The following is a 17,228-nucleotide window of genomic DNA, read 5'->3' as shown; positions in this document are numbered from 1 at the left end:
CGCAAACAATCGTGTGATGGCGCCTCCACACCCTGCGCCGGAAGGCCCGGCATGATGAATGCCGCGTTGGCGTTTCACCCAGAAGCCGCTATGACGTTCGGGCAACGGGCGGGATGATTAACGATGACGATCACACGGTTACTGTCGGGCGGACTGACGACGCTTCTGGCCAGCACGGCGCTTGCCCAGCAGGTCACCTTGCAGGCCCCCGGCGCGGACGAGGACCTGACCGATCTGCTGCGGGATGCCTCGCTGTCGCTCACTCTGCCCGACGACGAAACCGATCCCCAGCCGCAGGATTACGTCGCCGCCGCCCGCGCCGATTATCGCCGCCTTCTGACCGCGCTCTACGCCGCCGGCTACTACAGCGGCGTGATCTCGATCCGGGTGAACGGGATCGAGGCGGCGCAGATCGCCCCCCTCCAGGCCCCCGACCGGATCGACACCGTCGCCCTTTCGGTCGAGCCGGGGCCGCTGTTCCGCTTCGGCACCGCCCAGGTCGCCCCGATCGCGCCCGACACCGAACTGCCAGAGGGATTCGCGACCGGCGAGCCGGCCCTCGCCGACACGATCCGCGGGGCCACCGGGGCCGCCCGCACCCGCTGGCGCGAGCTGGGCTACGCCAAGGTCGAGGTCGCGGACCAGCAGATTACCGCCCTGCATGAACAGGACCGGCTGGACGCCGCGGTGCAGCTGGCGACCGGCCCGCGCCTGACCTTCGGCCCGCTGACCATCGTCGGCAACGAGGACGTGCGCACCGAGGCCATCCGCCGCATCGCGGGTCTGCCCGTGGGACAGGTCTATTCCCCGCAGGAGCTGACCGACGCCGCCAACCGCCTGCGGCAGACCGGGGCCTTCGACAGCGTCGCCCTGACCGAGGCCGAGGAGATCGCCCCCGGCGACACCCTGCCCATCACCGCGACCATCGCCGAAAGCCTGCCGCGCCGCGTAGGCTTCGGGCTGGAGCTGTCCTCGGTCGAGGGGGTGCGCGTCTCGTCCTACTGGATTCACCGCAACTTCTTTGGCGGGGCCGAGAATCTTCGCGTCGACGGTGCCGTGGGCGGCCTGGGCGGCGGCACCGGCGGCGTGGATTACGTCCTGTCGACGGCTTTGCGGATCCCCGCGATCTACGGCGCCAATACCGACGCGCTTCTATCGGCGGCCTTGTCGCGCGAGGACGAGCCCGATTACCGCGTCAGCAAGTTCGCCACCGAGGCGCTGCTGAACCGAATGATCACCGACGAGCTCGAAGTTTCGGGCGGCGTGGGCCTTCTGGTCGCCCGCGAGGAGACCGACCTGGGGACCCGCGATTACACGCTGCTGACCGCCCCCTTCGGGGCCACCTACGACCGCCGCGATTCCGAGACGAACGCCAGGAACGGCTACTACGTCGACGCGCGCGCCACGCCGTTCTTCGCGCTGGGCGACAGCTCCAGCGGGATCCGCGCCTACCTCGATGGGCGGGGCTACGCGAGCTTCGGGGCGGATGACCGGTTCACCATCGCGGCGCGCGGTCAGCTGGGCACCGTCTCCGGCCCCGGCCTGCTGGAGGCCCCGGTGGACTACCTGTTCTACAGCGGCGGCAGCAACACCGTGCGCGGGCAGGAATACAAGTCGCTCGGCATTCCCATCACCAACGGGGACGAGACCTTCATGTCCGGCGGCAAGTCCTACGCGGGCGCCCAGATCGAGGCGCGCGTCGGCATCACCGATGCGATCAGCGCCGTCGCCTTCTACGACTACGGTTACGTGGGCGCCACCAGTACGCCGTTGACGGATGGGGACGACCAATCCGGCGTGGGCCTTGGCGTGCGCTACGACACCGGGATCGGGCCGATCCGGCTGGATGTCGGCACGCCGGCCGACGGTGACGATCAGTTCGGCGCCGTCGAAGTGTACATCGGGATCGGACAAGCGTTTTGAAAAAGTTTCTGTTTGCCGCGGCGCTGGCCGCCCTGCCCCTTGTCGGCCTGCCCCTTGCCACCCAGGCCCAGGATGACGACGGCGAAGGCTACCTGACCCGCCTGATCCAGGACAACCTGTCGGGCGACGACCGGATCGTGGACATCACCGGCTTCCAGGGCGCGCTGTCGTCGCGCGCGACGGTCCAGTCGATCACCGTGGCCGACAGCGACGGCGTCTGGCTGACGCTGGACGACGTGGTCCTGGACTGGAACCGCAGCGCGCTTCTGCGCGGGCGCATCGACGTGGAGGAACTTTCCGCAGAACGCGTTCGCCTCGACCGGATGCCCAACACCTCCGGCGAGACGGACCTGCCAGAGGCCGAAGCGCAGCCCTTCAGCCTGCCGGAACTGCCCGTCGGCATCGAGCTGGGACAACTCGACATCCAACGCATCGAACTGGGCGAGCCCATCGTCGGCGAACCGCTGGCGCTGTCGCTCACCGGATCGGCCTCTCTCGCGGGGGGTGAAGGGACGACCAACATCGAGGCGCGGCGGATCGACGGCAAGACCGGCCTTTTCGCCATCGAAGGCGCCTACGACAACGAAAGCCGGGTGCTGGGCCTGAACCTTGCCATCGAGGAAGGCGAAGACGGGCTGATCGCGCGCCTGGCGAACATTCCCGACCGCCCCTCCCTCAGCCTGACGGTACAGGGCGAGGCGCCGCTGAGCGAATTCGAGGCCACCCTGGCGCTCGCGACCTCTGGCGAGGACCGCATCGCGGGCAATTTCGCGCTGAACCAGACGGACGGGCAGACCGGCTACGCGCTGGACATCGGCGGTGACCTGACCCCGCTGCTGGCCGATCAATACGACGGTTTCTTCGGCTCCGACGTCTCTCTCGTGGCGACCGGCGCGCGTGGCGACGACGGCGCCTTCGTGCTCTCCGACCTGGATTTGAGCGCCGACCGGCTGAACCTCGCGGGCGAAATCCGCGTCGACGCCGGCGGCTGGGCCGAGCTCATCGACCTGACCGGCACGATCGAGGACGTCAGCGGAGAGCCGGTGCTGCTGCCCATCGGCGGCGCGCCGACCTACGTCGACCGGGTCGACCTGTCGGTGCAGTTCGACGACACGACGGGCGACGACTGGACCGCGGATTTCGACATCCTGGGCTTCGACCGGCCCGGCCTCGGCATCGCCGAGATCACCCTGACCGGCGGCGGCACGATCCGCGAGGATACCGAGACCGACCCGGGGCTCTTCACCGCTGACCTGGGCTATGCCGCGACGGGCCTGCAACTCGACGACGCCGGTGCGGCGGAAGCCTTCGGTGACAGCCTCGACGGGCAGATCGTCGTGCGCCGCGTGCCCGGCACGCCGACAGAGATCCCGACCCTGACCCTCATGGGCCCGGGCATCGAGCTTGACGCAGAAGCGCAGGTCGACACCGCCGGCGAGGGGGTCGTCATCACCACGCAACTGGACTTCGACGCCGATGCGATCGGGCGGTTCTCCACACTGGCGGGCCGGGACCTCAACGGTGCGGCGGAGGCCACGGTGAACGCCACGATCCAGCCGCTCGACGGCATGTTCGACATCGAGATCGACGCGCAGACCCAGGACCTTGCCGTGGATATCGAAGAGCTGGACCCCGTGCTGGCCGGCACCGGAACGGTGGCGATCACGGCGGTGCGCGACACCGAAGGCACCCGCGTGCCCAACCTGCGGATCGAGACGCCGGAGGCGCTGGTCACCGCCCGCGCGAACCTCACGAGCGCGATCAGCACCGGCAATTTCAACATCTCGGTCGAGAACGTGGGCCTCATCGTCGAAGGCCTCGACGGCCCCGCGCAGATCGTGGGCGAAGCCGACCGGGACGAGGCTGGGCTGGTCAACTTCGACATCACCGGCACCGCGCCGCAGACCGAATTCGCCGCCACCGGCACCGCGGCGCCAATGGACGACACGCAGCGCATCACCGCGACGCTGACCGCCACCGCGGGCGATCTGTCGGCCTTCAGCGAGATCGTGGAGCGTGACCTGGGCGGATCCATCGACCTGACCGTGCAAGGCTCGGCCCTTGCCGACGCGACCGAGGCGGACGTGACCCTCGAGGCCACGATGGAAGATCTGCAGACCGGCGTCGAACAACTCGACCCGCTGCTTGTGGGACCGGGATCGCTGTCGGGGCGCTTCGGCGTGACGGACGGCACCATCTACTCGGTCGAGGGGCTGGACCTGAACACACCGCAACTTACCGTCACAGGAGACGCCAGCGGCGGTCTGGAAGGACCGGCGAATGCGGACCTCGACCTGCGCGTGGCCGACGTGGCCCTGGTGGTGGACGGGCTTTCGGGTCCGCTCACCGCACAGGTCGACGCGCAGCGCAACGCGGATGAAACCGCCGATATCGTGCTCACCGCGACGGGTCCCGGCGTCGATATCGACGCGGATGTGACCGTGGACACGCCAACGAACGGCTACGGGATCGCGGGACGGATCTCGGCCCAGGTGCCGGATCTGGCGCCCTACGCGGCCCTGGGCGGGCAGGAGCAGATCGCGGGCGGGGTCGACCTGACGCTCGACGGCAGCTTGCAGCCCGACCTCAGCCTCTTCGACGTGACGCTGGATGGCACGTTGCAGGACCTGCAGACGGGGGTCGCGCAGCTCGATCCGCTGCTGCAGGGGCCCGGGCGCCTCTCGGGCAGCGTCGCACGGACCGCGGAGGATCGCTTCAGCGTCACCGGGCTTGACCTGGCAACGCCGCAACTGACCGTCACCGGCGATGCCAGCGGCGGGTTGACCGGGGAAGCCGAGGCCGACCTCGATCTGCGGATCGCGGACGTGGGCCTCGTGGTCGACGGGCTGACCGGTCCGCTGACGGCGCAGGTGGACCTCGATCGGGAAGCGGACGAGGTCGCGGACGTCGTGCTGCGGGCCAACGGTCCCGGCGTGGACATCGTGGCCGACGTGACGGTGGCCGCCCCGGCGGATGGGTATGCCATCGCAGGCGAAATCTCGGCCGAGGTGCCGGATCTCGCACCCTATGCGGCCCTCGCGGGCCAGGACCAGATCGCCGGCGGTGTCGATATCGACCTCGTGGGCACGCTGGAGCCGGACCTGAGCCTCTTCGACGTGACCGTCGACGGGACCACCGACGGCCTGCAGGTGGGGATCGCCCAGGTCGATACGCTGATCGCGGGACAGGGCCGGATCGAGGGCAGCATCGCCCGCGACGGCCCGGACAGTTTCGCGGTGAGCGACCTGTCGCTGGTCACGCCGCAACTGACCGTCGAAGGCAGCGCCTCGGGCGGGATGACGGGGCCGCTTTCGGCGGATATCGATGCGATCCTGAAGGACGCGGGCGCGCTGGCGACCGGGCTGAACGGCGCGCTGACGCTGGACCTGCAGGCCAGCCGCGATGCGACCGGCACCGCGCAGATCGACCTGACCGCGCAAGGGTCGGGCACCGACGTGACGGTCGACGCCCAGGTCGCCCCGCAGGAGGACGACTACCGCGTGACGGCGGATCTGGATGCCTCTGTCGCGAACCTGTCGCAGTTCTCGCAACTGGCGGGCCTGCCGATCTCCGGTGCGCTCGACGTGACGGCGCAGGGGACCGTGATGCCGGACTTCAGCCTGCTGGACGTGCAGGCGCGCGCGCAGACGCAAGGGTTGGCCATCGGCAACCCGCAGGTGGACCAGCTTCTGGCGGGCACCGGCACCGTGCAGATCGACGCCCGCAAGGACGGGAACGACATCACGGTGCGGTCCTTCGACGTCAACTTCCCGCAGGTCTCGGCCTCGGGGTCGCTCGATGCGGGCACGCAAGGATCGGCCTCCGGCACCGTGCAGGCGCGCCTGGCGGACGTGGGCCTGTTCACCGACGTGCTGAGCGGACCGGTGACGGCGCAAGGACAGATCGGCCGGGCGGCGACCGGGGCGATCACGCTCGACATCGACGCCACGGGACCGGGCGGCATCACCGCAAGCGCCGCGGGTACCGTGCAGCCGGGGGGCGATCTGGACATCGACGCCGACGGCCAGGTGCCGCTGGGGCTGGCCAACACCTTCATCGATCCGCAGCGGCTGGACGGTCTGGCGCGCTTCGATTTGTCGGTCAACGGCCCCCCTGCCCTGACCTCGATCACGGGCCAGGTGACCACGGCCGGCGCACGGCTCGCGGTGCCCGCGATTTCCGAGGCGCTGGAGAACATCAACGCCACCATCCGGCTGAACGGGTCCGAGGCACAGGTCGATGCGACCGCGACCGTCCAGAGCGGCGGTGACGTGCAGCTTGGCGGACCGATCGCGCTGACGGGCGGATACGATGCGGCCCTCGACCTTGCCTTCCAGCGGGTCGTGGCGCGCGACCCGGAGCTCTACGAGGCGATCCTCTTCGGAAATATCGCGGTCGACGGGGCGTTGACGGGCGGCGCGCTGATCTCGGGCGAGGTGACGGTGGCGGAGGCCAACGTGCAGGTCCCCTCCTCCGGCGTGGGTTCGCTGGGCGAATTGCCCGAGGTGACCCACCTGAACGCCAGCGCCCCGGTGCGCCTTACCCTGGACCGCGCGGACGTGGCGCTGGACGGCGGGGCCGCCTCGGAGGCGGGCGACGGCGGCGGCGGGCCGGTCTATCCGCTGGATCTGACGGTGCGCGCGCCGAACCAGATCTTCATCCGGGGCCGCGGTCTCGACGCGGAACTGGGTGGAGAGTTGAGCCTGGGCGGCACCACCGCCAACATCGTGCCCGTGGGCCAGTTCGACCTGGTCCGGGGTCGGGTCGACATCCTGCAGCAGCGGTTCGAACTGACCGAAGGCTCGGCCACCCTGCAAGGCGACTTCGTCCCCTACCTGCGGCTTGTCGCAGCCACCGAGACGGACACCGGAACCGTGGTACGCATCGTCGTCGAAGGCCCCGCCAATTCGCCGGAGGTCAGCTTCGAATCGACGCCGCAACTGCCGCAGGACGAGGTGCTGGCGCAGCTCATCTTCGGCCGCGACCTGTCGGAAATCTCTCCGTTCCAGGCGGTACAGCTGGCCGCCGCCGTGGGGCAGCTGGCCGGTCGCGGGGGCGGTGGGCTCATCGACGGGTTCCGCCAGAACCTCGGGCTCGACGATTTCGACGTGACCACGGACGACGAGGGCAATGCCGCCCTGCGCGCGGGCAAGTACCTGTCGGACAACCTCTATACCGACGTGACGCTGGGCTCGGACGGGTCGACGGAGATCAACCTGAACCTCGACATCACCGACGAGATCACCGCCAAGGGCACCGCCGGGGCGGATGGCGAGACCAGCATCGGGATCTTCTTCGAGCGGGATTACTGAGCGGCCACGCGCCGCGCCCATGAAAGGCTTGGAGGGGGGCTGTCTGCCCCCCGCCGGGGCAGGGCCCCGGCCCCCCCGAGGATATTTCCGGAACAGAGATGGACGTGGCCGTCAGGCCGCGGCGCTCAGGCGCTGGCGGCGAGCAGGTCCTCGGCCTCGTGGTAGGGGCAGGCGACGCGATGGCCGGGCGCCGTCTGGATCATCGGGGGCACCGCTTCCGCGCAGGACGGCCGCGCCTTGGGGCAGCGGGTGCGGAAGACGCAGCCCGACGGCGGCGAGATCGGCGAAGGCAGTTCCCCGTCCAGGGTGGCGCGGGGGCGCTTGCGTTCGAGCTCGGGGTCGGGAATCGGCACGGAGGCGATGAGCGCCTGGGTATAGGGATGCTCCGGCCGGGTGGTGATGACCTCGGCGCTGGCGGTCTCCATCTGGCGGCCGAGGTACATGACCACGATCCGGTCGGAGATATGCTTCACCACCGACAGATCGTGCGCGATGAAGATCATCGACAGCCCCATGTCGCGCTGCAGCTCGCGCAGCAGGTTCACCACTTGCGCTTGCACCGAGACGTCGAGCGCCGAGACGGGTTCGTCGCAGATCAGGAGTTTCGGGCGCAGGATCAGCGCGCGCGCGATGCCGATGCGCTGGCACTGGCCGCCGGAGAATTCGTGCGGATAGCGGTTGATCAGGTTGGGCAGCAGGCCCACGCGCTTCATCATCTCCTGCACGCGGGCCTTGCGGTCGGCGCGGCCGAGCCCGGGTTCGTGGGTGACGAGCGGTTCGGCGATGATCTCCCCCACCGTCATGCGGGGGTTCAGGGCGGCGAGCGGATCCTGGAAGATCATCTGCACGTCGCGGCGATGGATCCGGCGCTGGCGCGGGGTCATGTCGGCGAGGTTCGCCCCCTCGAAGTTGATCTGACCCGAGGTCGACGGCACCGTGCCGACGATGGCGCGCGCAAGCGTCGACTTGCCGGAGCCGCTTTCGCCCACCACGCCCAGGCATTCGCCCGGCTTCAGGTCGAAGGACATCTCGCTCACCGCGTGCAGGGTCAGGGACTTCGTCCAGGGCCAGGCACCGCGGGGCCGGATGTCGAAGGTCACGGACAGATCGCGCAGGGACAGGATCGGGTCGGTCATGCGGTCACCTCTTCGCGGGATACGTGGCAGGCGCGGCGGCGGTTGCCGTCGAAGGTCCGCAGCTCTGGCGGGATGTTCGGGCAGACGTTGCGCACGTAGTCGCACCGGGCGGAGAACGGGCAGCCCTGCGGCAGGCGCGACATGTCTGGCGGCTCTCCGGCGATGGTGAGCAGTTCGTCGTCGGTCCGGTCGAGGCGCGGCACCGCCCGCAGCAGGCCGCGGGTATAGGGGTGCGTGGGATCGGCGAAGGTGGGGTCGGTCGGCCCGTCCTCCATGATCTGGCCACCGTAAAGCACCAGCGTGCGGTCGCAGAAGCCCGCCACCACGCCCAAATCGTGGGTGATGAGGATGATCGCGGTGCCGAAGTCGTCGCGGATGTCGGCCAGAAGCTGCATGATCTGCGCCTGCACGGTCACGTCGAGCGCGGTCGTCGGCTCGTCCGCGATCAGCAGGCGCGGACGGCACAGAAGCGACATGGCGATCATGATCCGCTGGCGCATGCCCCCCGAAAACTCGTGCGGGTAGGACCGGATCCGGTTCGCGGCGTCCGGGATCTTGACCGCGTCGAGCATCCGGATGCTGTCGCGCAGTGCGTCCTTCTTGGACATGCCCTTGTGCAGGGTCAGCACCTCGGCCATCTGGTCGCTGATCCGGATATAGGGATTGAGCGAGGTCATCGGGTCCTGGAAGATCATCCCGATCTGGTCGGAGCGCACCTTGTTGAGCTGGCGCGGTGACAGCTTCAGCAGATCGGTGCCGTCGAAGTTCACCTGCCCCGAGGCTTTCCCGTTGCGCGCGAGCAGGCCCATCATGGCGAAGGCGGTCTGGCTCTTGCCCGATCCGCTTTCGCCGACGATGGCCAGGGTCTCGCGCTGGTCGAGCTGGAAGGAGACGCCGTTGACGGCGTTCACTTCTCCGTCGGGGGTGTCGAAGGTGACGCGCAGGTTGTCGATATTCAGTAGCATCAGGGGTCTTTCGAAGTCCGGGGGCTTACCGATCCTTGGGATCGAGCGCATCGCGCAGGCCGTCGCCCACGAAGAAGAATGCGAAGATCGTCAGCACGAAGAAGATCAGGGGAAAGTAGAGCTGCCAGAGCACGCCGTAGGCCATGTTCGACGCCCCTTCCGAGATCAACGCGCCCAGCGAGGTGTTGGGTTCCTGCACGCCCAGGCCGAGGAAGCTGATGAAGCTTTCGAAGATGATCATGTTGGGCACGAGCAGCGTCGCGTAGACGATCACGATGCCCAGCAGGTTCGGCACGATGTGCTTGAGGATGATCTTGAAGGGCGCGACGCCGGTGGCGTGGGCCACTTCGACGAACTCCTTGTTCTTGATCGTCAGCGTCTGGCCGCGCGCGATCCGTGCCATGTCCAGCCAGGAGATCAGGCCGATGCCCAGGAACAGCATGAAGATCGACCGACCGAAGATGACCAGCATCAGGATCAGCACGAACATGAAGGGGATCGACATCAGCACGTCGACGATCCGCATCATGATGTCGTCCGTCCGCCCGCCCGCGTAGCCCGCGATGGCACCGTAGAGCGTGCCGACGATGACCGCGACCAGCGCGCCGATGATCCCCACCATCAGCGAGATCTGCGTGCCCTGCACCACGCGGGCGAAGAGGTCGCGGCCGCTGGCGTCGGTGCCGAAGTAATGCCCCGTCTCGATCGAGGGGACACCCTGGCGCATGTTCGCCCCGATCAGGGTGAAGTCGATGGTGTCGCGCTCGTATTGGGCGATGAACTGGCCGAACAGGGCGAAGGCCGCCACGACGAACAGCAGGAAAAGTCCCGCCATCGCGGCCTTGTTGCGCACGAAACGCGTCCGAGCGTCGGCCCAGAGCGAACGGCCCTGCACCTCGGCCAGGTGACCGACCTCGATCAGGCGTTCCGCGTCGGAGGAATAGGCAGGCATGAGAGCTCCTTCAGTACCGGATCTTGGGGTCGATCCAGGCGTAGATCACGTCGACGGCAAGGTTGAACAGGATCGTCAGCGCGCCCACCAGGATGGTGATGCCCATGATGACGGAATAATCGCGGTTGAACGCGGAGTTCACGAAATAGACCCCGATCCCGCCGGTGGAAAAGAAGATGTCGATGATGACCGACCCGGTAATCATCCCCACGAAGGCCGGCCCGAGGTAGCTGATGACCGGCAGCATCGCGGGTTTCAGCGCATGCTTGCGGATCACGCGGCCCCCCGGCAGGCCCTTGGCGCGGGCGGTGCGGATGAAGTTGGAATTCAGGACCTCCAGCATCGAGGAGCGGGTGATCCGGGCGATCGAGGCCATGTAGGACGTGGAGAGCGCGATCACCGGCATGATCAGGTATTGCCACTGCCCGCCGTTCCAGCCGCCGCCCGGCAGCCAGCCCAGCCAAAGGGTGAAGATCAGCAGAAGGATGGGCGCCATCACGAAGTTCGGCAGCACCTGCGCACCGATGCTGACCCCGACGGCCAGGTAGTCGAGCCAGGAGTTCTGGCGGATCGCCGCCGCCACGCCAAGCGAGACACCGACCACCACGGCCAACACGAAGGACCAGAAGCCGTAGGTCAGCGTGACCGGGAAACCTTGGGCGATGACGTCGTTGACGGTGCGGTCCTCGTACTGGAACGAGGGGCCGAAATCGAAATGGAAGACCACGTTGGTCACGTAGTCGACGATCTGCTTCCAGAAGGGCTGGTCGAGACCGTATTTCGCCTCGATGTTCGCCAGCACCTGCGGCGGAAGGGGGCGGTCCGAATTGAACGGGCCGCCGGGGGCCGCGTACATCAGCACGAAGGACAGCACCACCAGGATCAGCAGCGTCGGCACTGCGATCGCGAGGCGCTTGAGAATGAAGCTCAGCATGTCAGGGGCATCCCGGTGCGGGTCATGTCGTAACGCATGTCGTTAAAAAGAGCGTGCGCCGCGCCCCCGGCAAGGGACGCGGCGCACGAGGGATTGCGAATTTACTCGCTTTCGATCTTGTAGAGGTCCTTCGAGTACCAGTTCTGCTCGAAGTTGTTGACCGGCCAGTTCTCGATCTGGTCGCTCAGCATGTCGACCGCCGCGTAGTGGTAGATCGGGATGATCGGCATCTCTTCGGCGATGATCTGCTCGACCTGCGTGTACTGCTCGTTGGGGGTCTCGGAGGTCTTGGCATCGGCCAAGAGCTGATCGACTTCCTCGTTCACGTACTTGGAGTCGTTGTAGCCCGATCCCGACTGCATGAGGTCGAGGAAGGTCGAGGCCTCGTTGTAGTCGGCACACCAGCCGCCGCGGGCCACGTCGAAGTCGCCCGAACCGCGCGCGTCCAGGAAGGTCTGCCATTCCTGGTTGGACAGGGTGGTTTCGACGCCCAGCGTCTGCTTCCACATCTGGCTGACCGCGATGGCCACGGACTTGTGCGATTCGTTGGTGTTGTAGACGAGGTCGATGGTCAGCGGGTTGTCGGACCCGTAACCGGCCTCCTCCAGAAGCTCGACGGCGCGCGCGTTGCGCTCTTCCTGGGTCATCGAAGCGGCGGCGATCTCCGGCTCCTCGAAGCCCGCGGTCGCCCAGTGGGAGAAGTAGTAGGCAGGCTTCTGACCACCGGCCAGGACGGCGTCGACGATGATATCGCGATCGACGGCCAGCGACAGCGCGTTGCGCACGCGCTCGTCCTTGAGCTCTTCCGGGCCGTTCTCGCGCAGGTTGAACATGTAGTAGTAGGAGCAGGCTTCCGGCACGCTGATCGCCTGCTCGGGGTATTCCTCGCTCAGGCGCGGGAACTGGCCTGCGGGCACGTCGGTCCGGTCCAGCTCGCCGGCAAGGTAGCGCGTCAGGGCCACGTTCTCGTCGGGGACGACCAGCTTCACGACGCGTTCGATCGTGGTGTTCTCGTTGTCCCAGTACATCTCGTTGCGCTCGCGGACGGTGCGCTCGCCGGGAACCAGTTCGGTCAGCACGTAGGCGCCGTTGGACACCATGTTGCCGGGCTGCGTCCAGGCGTCGCCGAATTCCTCGACGTTGGACTGCAGCACGGGGAAAGTCGTGCCATGCGTCAGCATCTGCGGGAAGTAGGGCAGCGGCGTGGAAAGCTTCACTTCCAGCGTCGTGTCGTCGATGGCGGTGACGCCCAGCGCGTCAGGCTCCATCTCGCCCGCGATCACGGCAGAGGCGTTCTCGATGCTCATCAGCTCGATGAACCACGAGTAGGGGCTGGCAAGCTCGGGCGAGGCGGCGCGCTTCCAGGCGTAGACGAAATCACCGGCGGTCACCGGCTCGCCGTTCGACCACATCGCGTCTTCGCGCAGGTTGAACGTGTAGGTCAGACCGTCGTCGGACACGGTGTGATCCAGTGCCACGCCCGGCACGAGGTTGCCGTCGGCGTCCTGGTTGTAGAGCCCTTCGAACAGGTCGCGGACCACGTCGGACCCGTCGACGTCCTCGACCTTGCCCGGATCGATGGAGGGGCTCTCGTCGCCCACGCGGTAGGTGAAGGTCTGGTCCGCGGCGAGGTTGGCGTCGGCGGGCACCTCGCTCTGGGCGATCGCGGTGGTTCCGCTCAGCACCATGAGGGCCGCGGTGGAAGCCATGAGATGGCGTCTGGTGAAAGTCATGAGGGGTCTCCCTTTCGACGGGCTGTTGATCGCCCTGTCCTATGCAGATACGCGCAGCGATGTCGCTGCCGATGGGCCATTCTTTGACCAATAAGTCGGATTTGCAAGCAACCTCTGGGGGAGTCCCGACGTAACCTGCGCATTTCCGCAGGTGTGCACGAATGTTTTGCCACAGTGGCAACGCTTGAAACTTGAGCGCTTTCAGCACACCTCGTGGCGAAAGCAAAGACTTGACCTGTTCGAAAGATCTGCCTGCCATGACCGACGTTGCGCTGGAAACCCGCACTGCCTTGCCCGATGCCTTGCGTGTCCTGCTGGCCGAATACCCGCGCGAGGGGTGGACGGTGGACCCGGGATTCGACGAGCTGATCAAGTTCTGGCTGGATCGCCACCTGATGTTCCGCCGCCTGATGGAACGGATGGAAACCGGGACAGAGGCGCTGATCGACCGCAAGGTCGACGAACGTGCCTTCGCGCAGGAACTGTCGCGGTACGGTGGCATGTTCGTGAACGGCCTGCACGAGCATCACATGATCGAGGACGCCCACTACTTCCCCCGGCTGGTGAAGAAGGATGCCCGGATCGAGCGGGCCTTCGATATCCTGGATGCCGATCACAAGGCGCTGGACGGCCACCTCAACGCCTTCGCAGAAGGGGCCAATGCCACGCTGCGCCAGGTGGGCGATCGCGACCTGCTGCAGGACGAGGCCGGACGTTTCCAGGGCAACCTGTCCACCATGGCCCGGTTCCTGGACCGTCACCTGACCGACGAGGAAGAGATCATCGTTCCCGTCATCCTCAAGTTCGGCAGCTCCGAACTGCGCTAGGCCGCGCCCCTGAAGACGAAGAAGACCGGCGCCGCAACCACGACGCCGGTCTTCTCTATCCAGGGAACGGTGACCACACCGGCCCGGCTCGCCCGTATCCTCAGCCCTTGTTCATCCGGTTCTCGATCAGGTCGTCCACGACCTCCGGCTCCGCCAGCGTCGAGGTATCGCCCAGCGTGCCGTAATCGTCCTCGGCGATCTTGCGCAGGATCCGGCGCATGATCTTGCCGGACCGGGTCTTCGGCAGGCCCGGTGCGAACTGGATCAGGTCGGGCTTGGCGATCGGTCCGATCTCCATTCTGACCCAGTCCGACAGGTCCTGCCGCAGCGCGTCAGACGGCTCCTGCCCCGCCATGAGCGAGACGTAGGCATAGATCCCCTGCCCCTTGATGTCGTGCGGATAGCCCACCACGGCCGCCTCGTTGACGGCCTTGTGGGCGACGAGCGCGCTTTCCACCTCGGCGGTGCCCATCCGGTGGCCCGAGACGTTGATGACGTCGTCGACGCGCCCGGTGATCCAGTAGTAGCCATCTGCATCGCGACGGCACCCGTCGCCCGAGAAGTAGTGATTCTTGTACTGGCTGAAATAGGTCTGCTCGAACCGCTCGTGATCGCCCCAGATCGTGCGCATCTGCCCCGGCCAGCTGTCCGTGATACACAGCACGCCTTCGGCTTCGGTCTCGGCGATTTCCTGCCCGGATTCGGGCTCCAGGACCACGGGCTTCACGCCGAAGAACGGCAGCGTGGCCGATCCGGGCTTGGTGTCCGTCGCACCCGGAAGCGGTGTCAGTAGATGCCCGCCCGTCTCGGTCTGCCACCAGGTGTCGACGATCGGCACGCGGCCCTTGCCGACGACCTCGTGATACCAGGTCCAGGCCTCGGGGTTGATCGGCTCGCCCACGGTGCCCAGAACCTTGAGCGCGCTCAGATCGTATTTTTCGACGTATTCGTCGCCCTTGCCCATCAGCGCCCGGATCGCGGTGGGCGCGGTGTAGAACTGGTTGACCTTGTGCTCCTCGCAGACCTGCCAGAAGCGGCCCGCGTCCGGGTAGGTCGGCACGCCCTCGAACATGACCGTCGTCGCCCCGTTGGCGAGCGGTCCGTAGACGATGTAGCTGTGACCGGTGACCCAGCCCACGTCGGCGGTGCACCAGAACACGTCCCCGTCCTTGTAATCGAAGGTGTACGCGTGCGTCATCGACGCATAGACGAGGTAGCCGCCGGTGGTGTGAACGACACCCTTCGGCTGCCCGGTGGACCCCGAGGTATAGAGGATGAACAGCGGGTCCTCGGCGTTCATCGCCTCCGGTTCGCAGTCGTTGCCGACCCGGTCCTCGGCTTCGTGCAGCCAGTGATCCCGGCCATCCTTCATGGTGATCTCGCCGCCCGAGCGCTTCACGACCAGCATCTTCGCGTCGACCTCGATCTTCTCGAAGGCGCGGTCTGCGTTGATCTTGAGCGGGGTGTTCTTGCCCCCGCGGGGGGCCTCGTCGGCGGTGATGACGACCTTAGCCTCGGACCCGTTGACGCGGGCGGCCAGCGCATCGGGCGAGAACCCCGCGAAGACGACCGAGTGAATGGCCCCGATCCGCGCGCAGGCCAGCATGGCGTAGGCCGCCTGCGGGATCATCGGCAGGTAGATGACCACGCGGTCGCCCTTGCCCACGCCAAGGTCCTTGAGCACGTTGGCGAACTTGCACACATGGGCGTGCAATTGCTGGTAGGTGATATGCTGGGCCTCCGCGTCGGGATCGTCCGGTTCCCAGATGATGGCGGTCTGCTCGCCCCGCTCGGCCAGGTGGCGGTCGATGCAATTGGCCGCGACGTTCAGCGTGCCGTCCTCGAACCACCTGATGTCGATGTTCCCCGGCGCGAAACTGGTGTTCTTGACCGTCGTGTAAGGCGTGATCCAATCGAGCCGCTTGCCGTGCTCCCCCCAGAACGCCGCCGGATCGTCGACCGAGGCGGCATACATCTTCTCGTAGGTGGCCTTGTCGGCATGGGCGGCGGCGGCCACATCTGCGGCGGGCGGATAGGTTTTCGTGCTCTCGGTCATGGGATCCTCCTCCATCACTTCGTGTCCGGGTCTGCGACCCGCGCCACCCCGGGGCGGCCCTCCTTGCGCAAGATGACGCGAGGGACGACATTTCCAAGCACGACCGTCACCGCTGGGCGGCGCACTGTCAATCCGAACACAAGGGGCGATGCAGTTGGGTAAAATCCTTGACTCGGACCCGTCCCGCACGGTGTTGCTGGTGCTGGGCGCCGCGGTCTGGTCCGATGGGCCGTCGCCCGCGCTGCGACGACGCTGCCGCGCAGCCTCCGATGCCTATCACGCGGGCGTCGCCTCCCACGTGATCGCCAGCGGCGGCCTGGGCCGCCACCCGCCGACCGAGGCGAAGGCGATCCGCGACCTGCTCTGCGACGACGGAGTGCCTGCCGCCGCCATCGACATCGAAGACCGGTCCACGACCACGCTCGAGAACATCGTCTTCAGCCTGCCGATCCTGCACCGGGTCGGCGCGCGCCGCGTGATCCTTGTCACCGACCTGACCCACGGCCCCCGCGCCTTGATGACGGCCCGTGCCTTCGGGCTGAGCGCGTCGCTGCGCAGCCCGCCGCTCAAGGGCGCGCGCAAACGCACCCTGGCTTACCAGGTCGGCCGCGAGCTCCTTGCCCTGCCTGCCTACGCCCTGCGGCTCAGACGGCTCGGGCGCGATTAACCGCTTCTTTACCCTTCTCGCGGTTCATGGTCCGCGAGGGGGTTCGCATGAAATCCATATCGCTCGCCATCCTGCTCATCTTGGCGGCCACGATGCTGCGGGCCGGGGCCTGGCCGCGGGAAGAGGGCGATCTCTTCATTGCGGCCGGCGGGAACTTCCTTCTGTCCGAAGGCGCCCGGCTTCCCGTCCATTACGACCCGACGCTCTACGCGGAATACGGGTTCAGCCCCAGGCTCACGCTCGGCACCGATCTTCACACCGCCGACGCGGGCCGGATCTTCTCCACCTTCGTCTTCGCCATGACCCCCTTTGGCGATCCGGAGGCCGATCTGCGCCGAATGGCGGGTTTTGGACTCGGCTACCGTCAGAACAACGACGGCACCGAAGAGGCGTTGATACGCCCCGCCCTGTCCCTCGGCCAATCGACCGGATCGGGATGGCTGGCCTTCGACGGGACCGTGACCTACGGCACGGAAGTTCGGACCTGGCGCCCCAAGGCGGATTTCACTTGGGGGCATAACTGGACCGACCGGATCACGACCACGTTCCAGATCCAGACCGGGACGGGCTTCACCGGCGATCACTACGCCAAGATCAGCCCGACCGTCATCTGGACCGTGAACGACCGGGTCAAATTGAACCTCGGCGCCGTCCAGGCGCTGACGGGGGACCGGGGGAGCGCGCTCAAGTTCGAGACATGGTTGAACTTCTGACCCCCGGCCC

At 67.1% G+C, this 17,228-nt stretch carries 11 protein-coding genes; 5 read left to right on the top strand and 6 right to left on the bottom strand.

The window, feature by feature from the left end:
* Nucleotides 1-123: 123 nt before the first annotated feature.
* Entirely contained in the window at nucleotides 124-1,923 is a 1,800-nt protein-coding gene (locus EU805_RS09960) for an autotransporter assembly complex family protein (protein ID WP_129763833.1), read from the top strand.
* Entirely contained in the window at nucleotides 1,920-7,235 is a 5,316-nt protein-coding gene (locus EU805_RS09955; RefSeq protein WP_129763832.1) for a translocation/assembly module TamB domain-containing protein, read from the top strand. Before EU805_RS09960 ends, EU805_RS09955 begins: the two co-directional genes overlap by 4 nt.
* Nucleotides 7,236-7,360: 125 nt before the next feature.
* Here EU805_RS09955 and EU805_RS09950 read toward each other — a convergent pair whose 3' ends face one another.
* The 5 genes from EU805_RS09950 to EU805_RS09930 all read right to left on the bottom strand — a co-directional run bounded on the left by EU805_RS09950 (nucleotide 7,361) and on the right by EU805_RS09930 (nucleotide 12,955).
* On the bottom strand, nucleotides 7,361-8,371 hold the full coding sequence (locus EU805_RS09950; RefSeq protein WP_129763831.1) for an oligopeptide/dipeptide ABC transporter ATP-binding protein: 1,011 nt from the start codon (nucleotides 8,369-8,371) through the stop codon (nucleotides 7,361-7,363).
* Nucleotides 8,368-9,336, bottom strand: a complete 969-nt coding sequence (locus EU805_RS09945; RefSeq protein WP_129763830.1) for an oligopeptide/dipeptide ABC transporter ATP-binding protein — start codon at nucleotides 9,334-9,336, stop codon at nucleotides 8,368-8,370. Before EU805_RS09945 ends, EU805_RS09950 begins: the two co-directional genes overlap by 4 nt.
* Before the next feature lie 25 nt (nucleotides 9,337-9,361).
* On the bottom strand, nucleotides 9,362-10,288 hold the full coding sequence (locus EU805_RS09940; RefSeq protein WP_129763829.1) for an ABC transporter permease subunit: 927 nt from the start codon (nucleotides 10,286-10,288) through the stop codon (nucleotides 9,362-9,364).
* A gap of 10 nt (nucleotides 10,289-10,298) precedes the next feature.
* The gene (gene oppB / locus EU805_RS09935; protein ID WP_129763828.1) at nucleotides 10,299-11,222 is read right to left on the bottom strand and encodes an oligopeptide ABC transporter permease OppB; all 924 of its coding nucleotides are present in this window, start codon (nucleotides 11,220-11,222) and stop codon (nucleotides 10,299-10,301) included.
* A gap of 101 nt (nucleotides 11,223-11,323) precedes the next feature.
* Nucleotides 11,324-12,955, bottom strand: coding sequence for a peptide ABC transporter substrate-binding protein (locus tag EU805_RS09930; RefSeq protein WP_129763827.1), 1,632 nt, complete (start codon nucleotides 12,953-12,955; stop codon nucleotides 11,324-11,326).
* A gap of 257 nt (nucleotides 12,956-13,212) precedes the next feature.
* Here EU805_RS09930 and EU805_RS09925 point away from each other — a divergent pair, with 257 nt between their 5' ends.
* Entirely contained in the window at nucleotides 13,213-13,782 is a 570-nt protein-coding gene (locus tag EU805_RS09925; RefSeq protein WP_129763826.1) for a hemerythrin domain-containing protein, read from the top strand.
* A gap of 100 nt (nucleotides 13,783-13,882) precedes the next feature.
* Here EU805_RS09925 and acs read toward each other — a convergent pair whose 3' ends face one another.
* The gene (gene acs / locus EU805_RS09920) at nucleotides 13,883-15,838 is read right to left on the bottom strand and encodes an acetate--CoA ligase (RefSeq protein ID WP_129763825.1); all 1,956 of its coding nucleotides are present in this window, start codon (nucleotides 15,836-15,838) and stop codon (nucleotides 13,883-13,885) included.
* Nucleotides 15,839-15,992: 154 nt separating this feature from the next.
* Between acs and EU805_RS09915 the strand changes: the two genes are divergently transcribed.
* Entirely contained in the window at nucleotides 15,993-16,505 is a 513-nt protein-coding gene (locus EU805_RS09915; protein WP_242494115.1) for a YdcF family protein, read from the top strand.
* A gap of 47 nt (nucleotides 16,506-16,552) precedes the next feature.
* Entirely contained in the window at nucleotides 16,553-17,218 is a 666-nt protein-coding gene (locus EU805_RS09910) for a hypothetical protein (RefSeq protein WP_129763823.1), read from the top strand.
* Nucleotides 17,219-17,228 lie beyond the last annotated feature (10 nt).

The organism is Salipiger sp. IMCC34102, from assembly GCF_004145405.1.
Classification (GTDB): domain Bacteria; phylum Pseudomonadota; class Alphaproteobacteria; order Rhodobacterales; family Rhodobacteraceae; genus Loktanella.
This window is presented reverse-complemented; position numbering and strand designations above follow the sequence as displayed.